At 60.9% G+C, this 14,576-nt stretch carries 7 protein-coding genes; 5 read left to right on the forward strand and 2 right to left on the reverse strand.

The window, feature by feature from the left end; all coding sequences use genetic code 11:
• Positions 1-71 precede the first annotated feature (71 nt).
• From hpsA to carA, 5 genes are all read left to right on the forward strand, one after another.
• A complete protein-coding gene (hpsA, locus tag NW840_RS05065; RefSeq protein ID WP_414342752.1) occupies positions 72-7,349 on the forward strand; it encodes a hormogonium polysaccharide biosynthesis protein HpsA in 7,278 nt (2,425 codons plus the stop codon).
• Positions 7,350-7,413: 64 nt separating this feature from the next.
• On the forward strand, positions 7,414-8,169 hold the full coding sequence (locus NW840_RS05070) for a prepilin-type N-terminal cleavage/methylation domain-containing protein (RefSeq protein ID WP_414342754.1): 756 nt from the start codon (positions 7,414-7,416) through the stop codon (positions 8,167-8,169).
• Between the two features lie 50 nt (positions 8,170-8,219).
• A complete protein-coding gene (locus NW840_RS05075) occupies positions 8,220-9,317 on the forward strand; it encodes a type II secretion system protein J (protein ID WP_414342755.1) in 1,098 nt (365 codons plus the stop codon).
• A 5-nt stretch (positions 9,318-9,322) separates the two neighbouring features.
• The gene (locus NW840_RS05080) at positions 9,323-9,877 is read left to right on the forward strand and encodes a Tfp pilus assembly protein FimT/FimU (protein ID WP_414342757.1); all 555 of its coding nucleotides are present in this window, start codon (positions 9,323-9,325) and stop codon (positions 9,875-9,877) included.
• A gap of 61 nt (positions 9,878-9,938) precedes the next feature.
• Positions 9,939-11,126, forward strand: a complete 1,188-nt coding sequence (gene carA, locus NW840_RS05085; protein WP_414342759.1) for a glutamine-hydrolyzing carbamoyl-phosphate synthase small subunit — start codon at positions 9,939-9,941, stop codon at positions 11,124-11,126.
• A gap of 2 nt (positions 11,127-11,128) precedes the next feature.
• On the opposite strand, the gene NW840_RS05090 is transcribed toward carA, so the two are convergent.
• Both NW840_RS05090 and NW840_RS05095 read right to left on the reverse strand, forming a co-directional pair.
• Positions 11,129-12,685, reverse strand: a complete 1,557-nt coding sequence (locus tag NW840_RS05090; RefSeq protein WP_414342760.1) for a UDP-N-acetylmuramoyl-L-alanyl-D-glutamate--2,6-diaminopimelate ligase — start codon at positions 12,683-12,685, stop codon at positions 11,129-11,131.
• Positions 12,686-12,797: 112 nt separating this feature from the next.
• Positions 12,798-14,567, reverse strand: a complete 1,770-nt coding sequence (locus tag NW840_RS05095) for an ABC transporter ATP-binding protein (protein ID WP_414342762.1) — start codon at positions 14,565-14,567, stop codon at positions 12,798-12,800.
• Positions 14,568-14,576: the final 9 nt, after the last annotated feature.

Here is a 14,576-nt window from a genome sequence, read left to right on the forward strand (position 1 = left end):
TTGCTAGCTTGGCATCTTGACAAGGGATCCCTGGGGTGCCGCCTTCCCCTTCACGTTGTCCGAGATACGGTATGTCTGCTCCTTCCACGCTGCTGCTCAAGCTCACCCTGCGCTTGCTCGCCTCTTTGAAAGCACGGGTGGATCGGCGCAAGATTCGAGAGCGGGGCTTTGTCCTGCCGGTTGCCATTTTGATCGTGCTGGTCTTGAGCTTGGTGACGGTGGGGCTGCTGACCCGCTCCACTCAGCGCAGCATCCAAACCCAGGTGGAACGGGCAGGGCAAACCGTCAGCCGGCAACTGAATGCCGCCATCGACCGGGCCAGGGCCAAGATCGAATATCTGGTACGGGATCCTCGCCTTCCCGCCGGTACCCCCACCGATGCGCAGCTTGTCGCAGCCTTGATTAATGACGGGGAGGAAGAACTAATCCCTAGGGATGAGAATAATCCCTACATCCTCCCCGATGAAACTCAGTTTGTGATCGGAAGCAACATTCAGCAAGTGCGGGCGCCAGCCTGGTGGTTTTTGGCGGACACCGACAACAACGGCGTCAACGACTCCGTAACCGCCTATACCATCCTTAACACCCGTCGGGCTGCTGGCGCCGGCTTTGAGGATAGCCAGCTAACGGATACGGAGCGGGCGCGGCGCCTGATGATCCGCAGTGGCCCCCTACAGGGCTCCGCTCTGGGCCCTTGTACCGATAACCCCGCTCAGCAGACGATTAACCCCAACGTGGGGGACTGGTTCCAGGTGGGCACGGCGCTGTACAAGCCCTTTCAGGTCTTTGCCGTTACCTTGCCGCTTGAGGGGGCCGACTCCACCACCCGCGCCATTTCGGCTTTGCAATTCCAGCAGGATCGGAAGCGGGATCTGCTGAACAAGTGGGGGGCCTTCAGCCGCGGCGACCTAGAGTTTTTCTTCACCCCCGGCTACAACTGGAACGGCGCCATCTACGCCGGCGGCAGCCTTTTCTTCCGCTATGCCCCCAACAACTTGTTCCGGGCTTTCACCATCAGCTCGGAGCAATCCTGCTTCTACATGCCCCCCGACAACTCCGAAATCACTGCCTTTGGAGAGCTGGTGGCTGGGGCTATTGGCTATGCCGGCCAGCAGGTGAGCGATACCCTGATTTTCGATGTTCACTCTGGCCAGCAAGATAGAGAGCCGACTGTGTTGGCTCGGTTGAACAACTTAAATTTTGACTCGGTGCAAAACCAGGTAGAGCCAGAAAATGTGGCTTTGGATCCGTTGGAGCTCCACCTTTTCGGTCGCATTCGCACCCGGGGATCCTATGCCCAAGATGCATCGGGATGGGCGGCTTCTCCCCTCAACGCTAAGCGCGATCCCAACCCCGGACGGATTAAGGCGGGCGGTTTTCAGGCCGGGGCCGACCAGACCTGCCCTCCCTACGTGGACGATGTGTATCGGGCCGACAACCGCTTTGGGCCCAAGGCCAGCTACGAACGTCCACCCGTAACGCCCGACCCGCAGAACGGTTGCAACGTGCCCACTTTTGCGGAAAAGTTCAACAATGCCAGGGCAGGTGGCCGGATCCCGGATGATGCCGAAAATGAGCTGGGGGAATCCCTCACTGCAGACGACCCACCCCCAGGTGTGCTTGCCGAGGTGGGGCTGGATGGCTACTGGGAGCGGCGGGCCCGCGTGGAGGGCTTGCGGGTAATTGTCGGGCAGCGGCTGGAACTAACCCGCACCGATTCTTTGCCTTTGCCTCTGGTGCCGCCCGGGGATCCCAACGATCCCACCAAGCTGCAGGCCATTTTCATCAGCAACGAGGCGCGGCAACGGCTAACCCTGCGAGATAACCCAGCGGCGGTGCAGGCCACTGCCGTTTACCACTACAGCCACCGAGATGGGCGCTTCCCCATTGCTTGCCTGGCCACGGTAGCCCACCCCGGCTCTCCCTGGAGCTTGCAGCGGGCTTCCACCTTCCCTACCGGCGACCAGCGCACTCAACTGGGCATCAACTTCTTTACTGGAGAGGGCACCAACGTTTGGGAGTATGACCCAACCCCGATGCAGGCTCGGCTAGCTCCGGGCACCCCCTTGTGGACGGCCCTCACCAACCTGGCCAATTTTGCCGGCGATCCCGATGGGGCCTATCCGCCGCGTCAAGAGGCGGGCCGCATTCACCCGGATCCGTTTATTACGGCTTTTGGCAACTTCTCGGAGCTGCGGCGAATCATTGAAAACCCGACAAACCTCAGCTTGGCGGATCAATCGACACTGCAAACGGCAGGCTGCATGTTGGGCATGCTGGCCGACAACATGCTCCGCATTGAGGCGGCTGCCAATGCCGGGGATCCAGCGGCTCAAACCCTCTGGAACGACATTCAAGCCAGCCGTGCCGGGAACCGAGAGGCGGCCAATCGGTTTTATCTGCCGCTGCGCTACATTTTCCCGACCACCAGTTTCAACCAGACGGATACCCTGGAAACGGAGCGGCGCAGCGCTTACTCCTTCCTTCCGAGCACAGTCAGCTATCAGGCTGTAACCAACTTAAACGAGGTTGCTCTGGAGCCCCGTCCTGGAATTGGCAACTGGGCTTTGCCCCATGTCCCAGCCAATTGCACTGCTGCTGGCCCCAACAGCAACCAGTTTGAGCTGATTCGGATTGGTGACGAGTGTCATCGCGTGCCCTTCAAAGATTCCGTCTTCTACGATGGCCGCGAGGCGATGGCGGTGCGGGCCCTCAACATCGACCTGGCCCTGCTGACCAACAACGTCAACGGACAGAACAACGGGTTGATCAACGGAGATACTTGGCTGCCTGCCGGTGTGCAAGAAGGCCGCGAGGGTGGCATTTTCTACGCCTTCCGGGAAGATGCGGTACGGGAGGATGCCATTGCCCGCCCGCCCTTGGGCACCTTTGCTGCCTATCAACAAGCTTGGCGAGAGGCAAACGCCCGCGGCACTTTGGGCAGCGCCGGCATCATGAACGCCGGTCAGCCAGGTCGCGGCACGGAGAATGGTCAAACGGTCTGGGATCCCCCTGTTTCCAATCCAGGTGGACTCAGCCCCAAACCGGTGGACTACTATGCCGATCCGGATCGGCGGCCCTACGGCTTCCGGCTGCGCAACGGGGCGGTGCTGGCCCGGGGTGGGTTCAACCCTGATGACGCGATTTTTGGCCTCTCCTTCATTTCCGACAACCCCGTTTATATCCAAGGGGACTTTAACCTGCATCAGACGAAGAGCGGCGAGCCCCTGGAGGAGTTTACCACTCGCCTTGCCTTCGGAGCAGACGGTCTTTACAGCAACTTCTACGGGCGGCGGCGGGCCAATGAAGACCGGCGCTTTGCCCGGGCGGCGGAGGATCTCTGGCGGCCGAGCGACGTGTTGGGCGACTCGGTGAACATCCTCTCTGCCGATTTCTGCGATGGCAGCATTGATGATGCCTTTGTCCAGGATGGCACCCTCAATGGCGGCGGCGTTAACTACAACCCCGGGCAGGACTACAACGGTGGGCGGGCATCAGCCCCTCGGCGGTGGGATTACTACGGCTGTCTCAGGGGTGAGAAGGACAGGGATAACCTGGGATTCAACACCTCCTTCCTCAACCAAGCGCTGGTGATCCGGGGCAACAACTGGCCGGCTCCGGATCCCAACAGCGCTGGGGTTCTGCGCTTTGACAACACGAACGGGGCCCAGAACCTGGGCGACAACCTCAACCAGCCGGGTTGGCCGGATGTGTTTGCCCGCGACACCATTCTGGCTCCCTTCGACAACGCCGATTCGGATCCCAATAACGATGACAGAACGGCGGGCGGTGGCGTGCCGGCAGTGCGGCCCTTGCGGGCGCCCGATACGGGCTATGCCAACTTTGGTGTGCGCATCTCGGCTTTGGGCAACCCGGTGCTGGATACCTCCCGCTGGGTGCTGGTGGCTCCGCTGGGACCCTGCCCGGATCCCGGTGGCTCTGGGTTGCTGGCCGAGTACTACAACGGCTGGCTGACTAGCCCGAGAGACCAGTACGAACGCAACACAGGGTTTGCCACGAACGGGACTGTGGGCCCTCTGCTCTCAGGGGCTCAAGATCGCAACCTGCCCTACCTGCGGGCAGTGCGCTGGCCGGATCCGGTGTTCCCGGCGCAAGGAGTACCTGACGCCATTGGTCAGTACAACAATGGCTATACCACCAGTGCGCCTACCTGTAATCCAAGTGGCACCAACGACCAACGCTGGGCCTGCGTGCGCAATGCTATCGATAACCCGACCAACCTAGCCCTCTTTGCCCGCAGCGGTAGCGGTTTCCCCTCTTGGGGAGGCTTCCAGTACTTTTTTGGCAGCAATAACAGCATAGACTCGCGCTCCCCCTTCAAACGGCGGCTGTACAACAATCCCCCCAGCTGCAACGGCACATTGGTTGACGCTCTGCAGCCCCTCTGCAGTTTGTCACTACCGCCTGGCAGCCCCGATCGGCGGGATCGCGGCGATTGGTTCTGGATGCCCAGTTGTGGGGAGCCCGGTGGCAACAACAGCCTGCCGCCCATCGACGCGGATGACCTCAACTTTCCAAGTCACTTCAACTTCCAGCGCTCCTGCTGGCGGCGCAGAAGTGGTGGGACAAACAACGGCAACAACAACGGCAACGACTTTTTCGTGGTGCGCTGGGTAGGGGAGCTGTATCCCCGTTGGCCTGGCCTACAGAGCTACCGTCTCTTCAGCGACGATGGCGCGCGGATTATTATTCGGCGCCGCGACGGCTCTACAGCCACCTTTGCCAATGCGTCCGCCTCGAATAGCACTTTCCTCAACCTAGGGCCAAATGCTGCAGGCGCCGAAACTTGGCAGGATGGCGGCAGTAACCAGACCACCTTGCGGGTGGAGCTGGAGTGTGCACCTCCATCTGGGCCTTCTCCCTACTTGGTGGAGATCCAGACCTACGAAAATACCAGCGGTGCCTTCCTGCGCTTTGCCACTCGCGATGACAGCGATCCAGAAGACTACGACCTGCGGTACCTGAAGCCGCTGCCGCCGGTCAACAAGCCTTGCCAGCCGGATCGGAATAAACCTCTGTTACCCAACCAGAAGTACTGCGAAGCCCCTCTCAATTGCAATCCCATCTGGACAGACTGGAGTCCTGCATGTAGAACCGACATCTGTGTGGCCACCACCATCACCCAAACCAGAACGGCCACCTTGCCTGCCGGTTGCCCTGGCAGCGCGCCAACGCCGGAAACTCGGCAGATCACCTGCCAGCCGCAGTACAACTACGGGCCTTGGTCGGATTGGACGCCTCAGTGTACCCAGCAGCAGCAGTGCAGCCGGGCTACCATTACGCAGAGCCGCAGCCGCACGGTTACGCCGCTGTGTCCCAGCCAAAGCCCCTTTACTGAAACCCAAAACCAAACCATCACTTGCCAACCTCCGGGGGCTACCTGCACCTATACAGACTGGACTCCTGCGTGCACGGTGGCCAATGGCGGCCTGACCATAACTCAGACCCGCACCGAAACCTGCACCTCGATTTGCGGAACCACCACCAGGCAGCAAACCCAGACGGTCACCTGCCCGGCCATTTGCAATGACTACACCTTTGGGCCTTGGACTCCTGACTGTAGCAGTCTTACCATTGCCTGCGGCACTAGCCAGCCGCTCGACCAAACCCGTACTGGCACCAAAGGCCCCAATAACAGCCCCACCTGTCCGGCCACCAAAACCGAGAGCCAGACGATTACCTGTACCGGCAAGCCCTGTGGGCCAGGTACCTTTGCCCCTGAGGCTCCCGGCAAGAGCCCCTTCGGCGAGTGGATGGCGGCCAAGCCTAACACGGTGGAGCTGCGCCCTGTCCACGAAATCCAAGCCGATCCAGAGCCGGAGACGATCGGCGTGAACACGGTGGCCAAGGCTTCTACTGAAGGCGTGACCATTGCTCTGGAGCCGCAGCTCTCGCCGGTGCTGGAGGTGAAGGCGGGAGTGCCCAAGCCGCCCAAGTGGCCCAACCCTGCCGAGGCTCTGCAGGCGGCCTTCAATTGGATGTTTGGTGAGCCCGCCTATGCTGCCCGCGCCGGACTGAGAGGCAATTTGCTCTCCAGCCAGATCGCCAACCCCAGCAAAGAACCCGGCATTCGCCCTGCCGAGAGTGGTGCTTCTCCGATTTCCGGAACTCTTAGCCTAGGCACCGACGACTGGGCGCGGCAACTGCGGCGGCGATTGCTCAATCCCAATGGAACTGTTCGCTGTGACTCAGAAGAAAAGGTCACTCCCACCGACGGTGGCTTCTGGGTACCGGGGGTGTTTCGCCCCAACTTCAACGACCGCTTCAAGTACACCGCCTACACCGGTGACAGCCGCCCCAGCACTCTGCGTACCTCTCCTAAAGGTGCCGATCCTACCTTCGAGGATCTCAACAAGAATGGCATTTGGGATCCGGAGGAGCCTTCAAATGTTTTGGAGCGGGATCCACTGTTTGGGTTAGACTTGCCGGATCGGCCAGAGCTAGAGATCCAACCCCAGATGGCGCTCAACCCTTACGCCCGCGTCAACAAAAGCGCCGCGACCCAAGCCTACACTCCCGCGTCCAAGTATGCGGACGGATACTACATTAACCACAAGGGCAGTGAAGATATTCGCAATGGCCTCTGCTTCTACGTCAAGCCCAACGGCAACACCATCCAGGTGCAGGTTGATCGGGATGGCGGCAGTGGCAATAAACCGGAGTGGGTGGACGTAGAGCCCTTCACCCTGGATCTGAACAAGCCCACCACCGGCTTTGCCGGCAACAACCCTGTGCTGGGGGTAATCCTGGATGAGGTGACCCGTCGGCCCATTCCCATCCCGAGCTTCCAGGAGCTGGCTTCAACCGATGTGAACCAGCGCCGCCGCAACGACAACGGCACCCAAAACCGGCAGCTCCAGCCGGCCAGGGAAACGCGGGTAAATGCCATTGCCATCAGCGGTGTGATCCCGTCTCGGCTGAATCAGACGGGCGGGGGCATGCACAACTTCCTGCGGCTCAACGAGCTGTGGAGAGATGTCAACCTCTTTTTCAGCGGCTCGATGATCCAGCTCAACTACAGCACCTATGCTACCGGCCCCTTCCTGCAGCACAGCTTTGAGCCACCCGATCTGGTAGCCGATCCAACCTTTGTGCGGGGCTACGACTACTACTACCCGCCCAATCGCCGCTTCGGCTACGATGTGGGCCTGCAAATTGCCCGTCGTCCCAGCGCGGTGTCGGCTCGCTTCCAATTCCCCTCCAATGCCCGCACTGAGTTCTTGCGGGAGTTGGATCCTCAGGATCCGTATGTGCGGCGGCTGCGCTGCGGGCTGCAAGCTCAGCCAGATGTGCCCCTGCAGGCGGCTGCTCGGATTGGAGGCTGCTGATATTGACTTCCCATGCCAGGGGTAGATTCAAGGTAGGCAGATCTGGGCGAGCGCTGGAGGGGATATGAAAAGGTGGCGGCTTTTGCGGCAGCAATTGGAAGCAGAAGGCTTCACGCTCATAGAGGTCTTGGCCTCGGTGGTCATTGTGGCTTTGGCCATGGCTGCCCTTGCTCCTGCCCTCACCCTGATCGCCTACCGGCGGGCCATGACGGAGCGGATAGAAGTGGCCAATCAACTGGCCCGGGCTGAGGTGGATCGCATTCGCACCCTGGTTGACCTGGAGCTGGCCGCTAACCCAAGCGCCTTCCAGGACTCAGCTCAGTTGGCCCGTCTGCCCAGGATTGGAGCAAGCCCCTTGGCCAATACCCCGCCTCCTGCTGATATGGACAACCCCGGCCCCAACTACTCCATTCGTTTGGCTGAAGTTCAGGTGCCGGGGCGAAACCCCGAGGTCTATGTCATCCAAACCTTTCGGGATAGTGGCGGGGAATGCATCGACCGACGCAACAACACCGTCATCTCAGGGGTTCCCTGCTCCTTCTTTTTGGGGGTGAGGGTGTACCACCGCTTTTCTTTTGATCCAAACACTCGGCAAGCTCTTCCTGGCCTGCGCGCTGAGACGGTCTCCGCCAATCAGAACTTGGCCAATGCCGATGTGTGGCTCTTTCCCATGGCCAGCTCGATTGTAGAAGTCAACCTGGCCGCCAATTTGGGGGATGTTTGCCGGGCCATTTTGGCCGATGTTCAAGCTAGGGGTGGAACACCGACCAACAACTGCAATGCCTTCCCGCTGCCCAGCCCAAGCCCTACCTCGCTTTGAAGCGACGGGTAAGCTCCTCCTGCAGGCTCACAAAAAGGTGGTGTTTTCCTATGTTCAAGGTTTTTCGCCACAGGGTTTACCAGAGTGCGGGGTTTACCCTCATCGAGCTTTTGGTGTCGCTGCTGGTTGCCGCCATCTTTCTCCTGGCCACCGCGAAGATTGTCATCGATACGATGCGGCTGGATCGGGAAGAGACAGGGCGCACTCAGGTGCAGGCGGAGCTGACCCAGGCCATGCAGTATATCCAGCAGGATCTGGCAGAGGCGCTTTACATCTACAACGATGCGGAACAGCCCAACGGAGACGGAACGCCAGATCTCATCCAAAACCTTTACACCCCCGGCTGGATTCGCCGCCCCGATGGGGCCATTCCAGTGGTCGCCTTTTGGAAGCTGAATCCGATCCCGCAGAGGTGCTACGCAGGCAACCCTACTCTGCAGGATATCCGAAGGGGCCAAGCAACTTTGAAGGAGAGACCTAGAGACATTTCTGTAGCTGACTGGGACAACATCCGCAACCGCCGCAACATCTATACCTTGGTTGTGTACTACTTGCGACGTAACTACAACAACGCCGGTAACCCAGACGGCAGCACCCCCTGGGAGGGCAATGCGCGCATTGCTAGGTTTGAGTTGCAACCTCTTAATGACACATGCACTCAGCGCAGCCGATTTTTTGTCGAGGATCCGGATCCTTTCCAGGCTGGCTTTCTGGCTTGGCCTCGCAATCCAGATGGTCAAACTCCCATTGCCACCAGCTCAGCAGGCCCTCGTCTTGTAACTCTGGTCTCCAACATCTTCAGCAGCCGGGAGGGAAGTCCGCAGGTTGCACCCGCTTGCCCGCAGGGCTATGCCTTTGGTGGCGGCAAGCCCAACGGCGTCACCTTCCCAGTCACCTTCCCAGGGCTGGGAGATAACGAAAACGACGTGGGCTTCCATGTCTGCGTGCGGCAAAGCGTCGGCGCTGACCGACCGCAGGATGTGATCATCAACATCACCGCCACGGCCATGGAGCGGGCCAACCCTGGCCTTTTCCGTCGCTACATCCGAAATGCCACCAGCGTCGATATCTCAGAGGTGTCGCGCTACTTGCTGCCAATGCAAACACGGGTTCTTGCCCGCGGTGTTATCAACCGTCCGCTCTCCTAGGGGGAATGTCCACCATGTTGGCCTTGGAGAAAAAGGCAATTGGCCGAGCTCAGCCTTTTCGATCCCGGGGCTTTACGCTGACAGAAGTCCTAGCGGTGGTGGTCATCATCGGCATCCTGGCCGGGCTGGCCGTTCCTTCTGGGATCAACATCTGGGCGCGGATCCAGCTTGAGGATGCGCAGAACAGGGTGGAGCGAGCCTTGCGCACCGCCCGCACCAACGCCAGAGCTTCTCTCCTGGGCCGAGCTTGGGTGGTGGGGGTGGACAATTCAGAGCCAAACGTGCCGACTCTGGTTATCCAGGATGAGGAGGGCCTCTGCGATGAACCTACCCCCTGTCAGCGGCTACGCCTGAACAATTTTGTAACTGTGGCTAACACCTTCAATGACGGAAGGGCGGTTTTTGAATCCGATGGCCGCGCCCGTCAACTGGGTCGCTTTGTAGTTAGCAGCACCTACTCCCAGGGCGAAAACCGCTGCGTGGTGGTGAGCACCTTGATAGGCACCATCCGCAAGGACAACGACCCGGCTTGTGCAAGTAGAACAGATGCAGAAGACTAGCCAGCCTTGCAACCTCCTTGAAAGGGGGTAGGATGGTCAGGCCGATGTTTTTGGGTAGCGCATGGCCCCTTCTTCCCCAATCCTTCAGGAAAAAACCTTTCCTTGGCAAGCTCGTCAGCCGGCTCTGCTGGTGCTGGCCGATGGCACTTCCTTTGCCGGTTGGTCTTTTGGGGCGCCGGGCACGGCGGTGGGCGAGGTGGTGTTTAACACGGGCATGACCGGCTACCAGGAGGTGATCACCGACCCTAGCTACCGGGGGCAGATGGTTACCTTCACCTGTCCGGAGCTGGGAAATACCGGAGTCAATGAGCTGGACGAAGAATCGGCTCGGCCTCAGGTTGCGGGGATCATCGCCCGCAATGTGTCTCGCCTGGCCAGCTCCTGGCGGGCTACTTCCACCCTTCCCCACTATCTGCAACAGCATGGGATCCCGGCCATTGCTGGGGTAGATACGCGGGCTTTGGCACGGCGGCTGCGCTCTCAGGGGGTGATGAACGGGGCCCTTTCCACGGAGACTTTGGATCCCCAGGTTTTGTTGGAGCGGGTGCACCAGGCTCCTTCCATGCAGGGGTTGAGCTTGGTGGCGGAAGTTACTACTCCTCAACCCTACGAGTGGCTGGAACCTACCCCCGCCGACTGGGACTATGGGCGCAGCCAAGGGATCCCGATCCCGGAGCCGCCCCTGCGGGTGGTGGCCCTGGATTTTGGCATCAAACGCAACATCTTGCGCCGCCTCACCCGCTACGGCTGTCGCGTCATGGTGTTGCCGGCCAATGCCAGCCCGGAGCAGATTTTGAGTTACAACCCCGATGGGATCTTCCTCTCCAATGGGCCAGGGGATCCGGCGGCAGAGACCACGGCCATCCGCACCACCCAAGCTCTGCTGCAAACCGGGAAGCCCCTATTTGGGATTTGCCTGGGCCATCAGATCCTCAGCTTGGCCCTAGGGGGATCCACCTACAAGCTCAAGTTTGGCCACCGCGGCCTCAACCACCCTTGCGGGTTGGAGAAGCAAGTGGAGATCACCAGCCAGAACCACGGATTTGCGGTGGATGCCGCTTCGATCCCTGCCGATGGGGTGGTAATCACCTACCTCAACTTGAATGACCACACCGTAGCCGGGATCCGCCACCGTCACCTGCCCCTGTTTTCTGTGCAGTATCACCCGGAGGCCAGCCCCGGCCCCCACGACGCCGATCACCTCTTCCGCGAGTTCGTGGAGCTGATGCTGCAGCACCGCTCCCGTTAGCCTCACCCCCGGCTTTTTTCCCTCAGGGCCAGGGCGGCGCGGGCTTCTTCTCGGTCGTCGAAGTGAATCTTCTCGGTGCCCAGGATCTGGTAGTCCTCATGGCCTTTGCCGGCAATGACCACCGTATCCCCTGGCTGGGCTGCGAGGATGGCCAGGCGAATGGCCTGCCGCCGATCCACCTCCACCGCCCTGGGGGATCCAGGGATCCCGGCCAAAATATCCCGTAGGATCTGCTGGGGATCTTCGGTGCGGGGGTTGTCGGAGGTAACGATCACCTGATCGGCCCAGGTGGCGGCAATGCGGCCCATCTGCGGTCGTTTGCCCCGATCCCGATCCCCGCCACAGCCAAAGACGCAGATAAGTTGCCCTTGCACCTGGGATCGCAGGGCCTTGAGCAGGTTTTCCAGGCCGTCGGGGGTGTGGGCGTAGTCCACAACTACCGCGATATCCTGCCCCGGCAGGGTCACCCGCTCCATCCGCCCCGGTACGCCCGGAAAGTGGGGCAGGGCCGACTGGATGATCTCGACAGGGATCCCCAAGTGCAGGGCTACCCCCACCGCCGCCAGCAGGTTGGCCAGGTTGAAGGATCCCACCAGGGGGGCCTCCACGGCAAACGTGCCCGCAGGGGTGTGCAGGGTCGCGCTCAGGCCGGTGGGGCGCAGTTGAACTTGGCCGGGCCAGAGGCCGGGGATCCCCTGCAGGGGCTGCAGCGAGTAGGCCCAGGGCTGCAGATCGGGCCGAATGGCTTGCAAGAGCCGCCGTCCCCCAGCATCGTCGGCGTTGATCACCGCCCGCCCTTGGAGATATTCCTGTCGGAAGAGGGTGGCCTTGGCCTGCCAGTAGTTCTCCATGCTGCCGTGGAAATCCAGGTGATCCTGGGTAAGGTTGGTCCAGACGGCAGCGGCAAAGGAACATCCCCACACCCGATCTTGAGCGAGAGCATGGGAGCTCACCTCCATCACCGCCACCTCCGCCCCGGCTCTCTGGGCTTCCCTGAGGCTGCGCTGCAGTTCAGGCGGAAAAAGGGTGGTGTGGGAGGCCACTTCGCTATAGCCAGGCCAGCGGTTGTACAGAGTGCCCAGCAAAGCCGCGGAGCGGCCGGCAGCTTGCACCAAATGTTCGATTAAGTGGGTGGTGGTGGTTTTGCCATTGGTGCCCGTCACCCCCACCAAGGTCAGTTGGCGGGCGGGAAACCCATAGAAAGCTGCCGCCACCTGGGCCACGGCCCTGTTCAGGCTGGCGCGAGGCAAAACCAGGACGGGCTGACTTCCCCATCCAGCCTCTCCGCTGACGCTCTCCCACGCCTCTTGGGAAATGAGGGCCGCCACTGCCCCTGCCGCCAGGGCTTGGGCCACGAAGCTACCTCCATCCACGCGGGATCCCGGCATCCCCAAGAAGAGATCCCCCGGCTGTACCTGGCGAGAGTCGGCACAGAGGCCCCAGACCTGCACCCCCTCCAGGGATCCCTGGGCCAATCGGGGCTGGATCCCGGCTTGGCTGAGCAATTCCCACAGAGGGCGCTCCGCACCCCTAGCGCGAACAATCCCAACAGTCTCCATTCCACCACTCCTCCCTGCTTTGCAGCTTACGGTAGCCGCTCAACCCCCTTTCCGACCAGAGCGCCAGCGAGATCCCCTCTTTACCTTGGGAGAGGAGCCAGGGGTGAAGAAATCAGGCCAGTATCTCCTCCAGCTTTTGCTTGGCCCACAGAGAAGCGTAGAGGCCCTTCTCGTCCGCCAGCAATTCGGCATGGGATCCCTTCTGCACGAGGCGGCCCTGGTCCATCACCCAAATCTGATCGGCCTCCACCGCAGCCGTAAGGCGATGGGTGATGAAGATCACCGTTTTCTGGGCCGTGACCCGACGCAGATGGCGAAGAATGGCCTGAGCCGTCTGATTGTCCACGCTGGAGAGAGAGTCATCCAGGATCAAGATGGGAGCATCCACCAGTAAAGCCCGAGCCAAGGCCACCCGCTGTCGCTGGCCACCGGAGAGGGTAATGCCCCGCTCTCCCACCAGAGTGTCGTAGCCCTTGGGAAAGTTGAGGATCTCGGCGTGGATGTGGGCGGCTTTGGCCACCCATTCCACCTCCCAATCTTCGGCATCCGGCTTGCCGTAGCGAATGTTATCCCGGACCGTGGCGCTGAACAGGAAGCTCTCCTGGGGCACATAGGCAATGGCCCGGCGCAGGGATCCCAGTTGAATCTGGGTGATATCCTGCCCATCCAAAAACAGTTGCCCCGGCTGGATCTCCAGCAGCCGAGGAAGGGCATTGGCCAGAGTGGACTTGCCCGCCCCAATCGGCCCCACCACCGCCACCATCTGGCCCGGTTCTATGCAAAAGTGCAAATCCTCTAGAGCCGGAGCTGCCGCAGGGCCGGCGAAGGCAAACGCGAGACCTCTGGCCTCGAGGCGACCCTGCACCTTTTCCAGCGGCAGCGGCAGAGCCGCGGGGGCGTCACAGATGGTGGGCTGCACCCTCAGCAGGGCGTCGATCCGCTCCAAGCTGACCTGCCCCCGCTGGTAGGCCGTGATGGTGAAGCCCAGCAGGGCGGTGGGAAATACCAACCGTTCCACGTAGAGGGTGAGGGCCGAAAAATCCCCGATGGTCAGCGTCCCTGCTGCAATTTGCGGCCCCCCCACCGCCAGCAGTAGCAACAAGCTTAGGCTGACCAGCGCCACCAAAGAAGGGAAAAGCAAGTTGCGAGTGAGGGCCAAGCGCAAATTGGCCTGCAGCAGCCGCTGGTTCTGGCGGCGAAACTCCCGCTGCTCGTGCTGTTCCTGGCTGTACACCTTGATCAGGGCAATGCCGTTCAGGTCCTCTTGAATGAGATCGCTCAGATCCGCCAACTCCTGCTGCACCTGGAGCTGCTCCTGCTGCAGGCGGTTGCTGCTCAACTTCACCAGCACCAACATCACCGGAAACACCGACAGCGCCAAGGTGCTCAGACGGGGCTCGATGCCAAACATGGCGGGCAAGGTGGTGGCATAGGCAAAGATCGTGTTGGCCAAATTGAGTAGGGCGAACCCCAACAGGCGGCGGATGTTTTCCACATCGCTGGTGATGCAGGTGAGAATGTCCCCGATGGTCTGCTGGGCAAAGTAGGAAGGCTGCAGGGTGAGCAAATGCTCGAAGATGGCTTGCTTGAGGTGAAACTCCACCTGCCGTCCCACCCCAAACATCCACACCCGCGAGGCAATGCGAATGCCCATCATCAGGCTGGAGACGACCAGCACCGTTAGGGCGTAAAGGGCAATGCGCCGGGCCGACAAAGTGGCCAGGTTCTGGCTCAGGTCATCGATGACCAGCTTGACGTACCAGGGCAGGAACACCCCCAGGCCATTGACCAGGAGCAGGGATCCAATGCCCAACCCCACCTGTCGTCGATAGGGGCGCAGATAATGGGCCAACTGTCGGAGATGGGATCCCGATCCGGTCACTCACTTGCT

Origin of the sequence: Synechococcus sp. R5-13, assembly GCF_047462015.1 — a bacterium.
Lineage (GTDB): Bacteria > Cyanobacteriota > Cyanobacteriia > Thermostichales > Thermostichaceae > Thermostichus.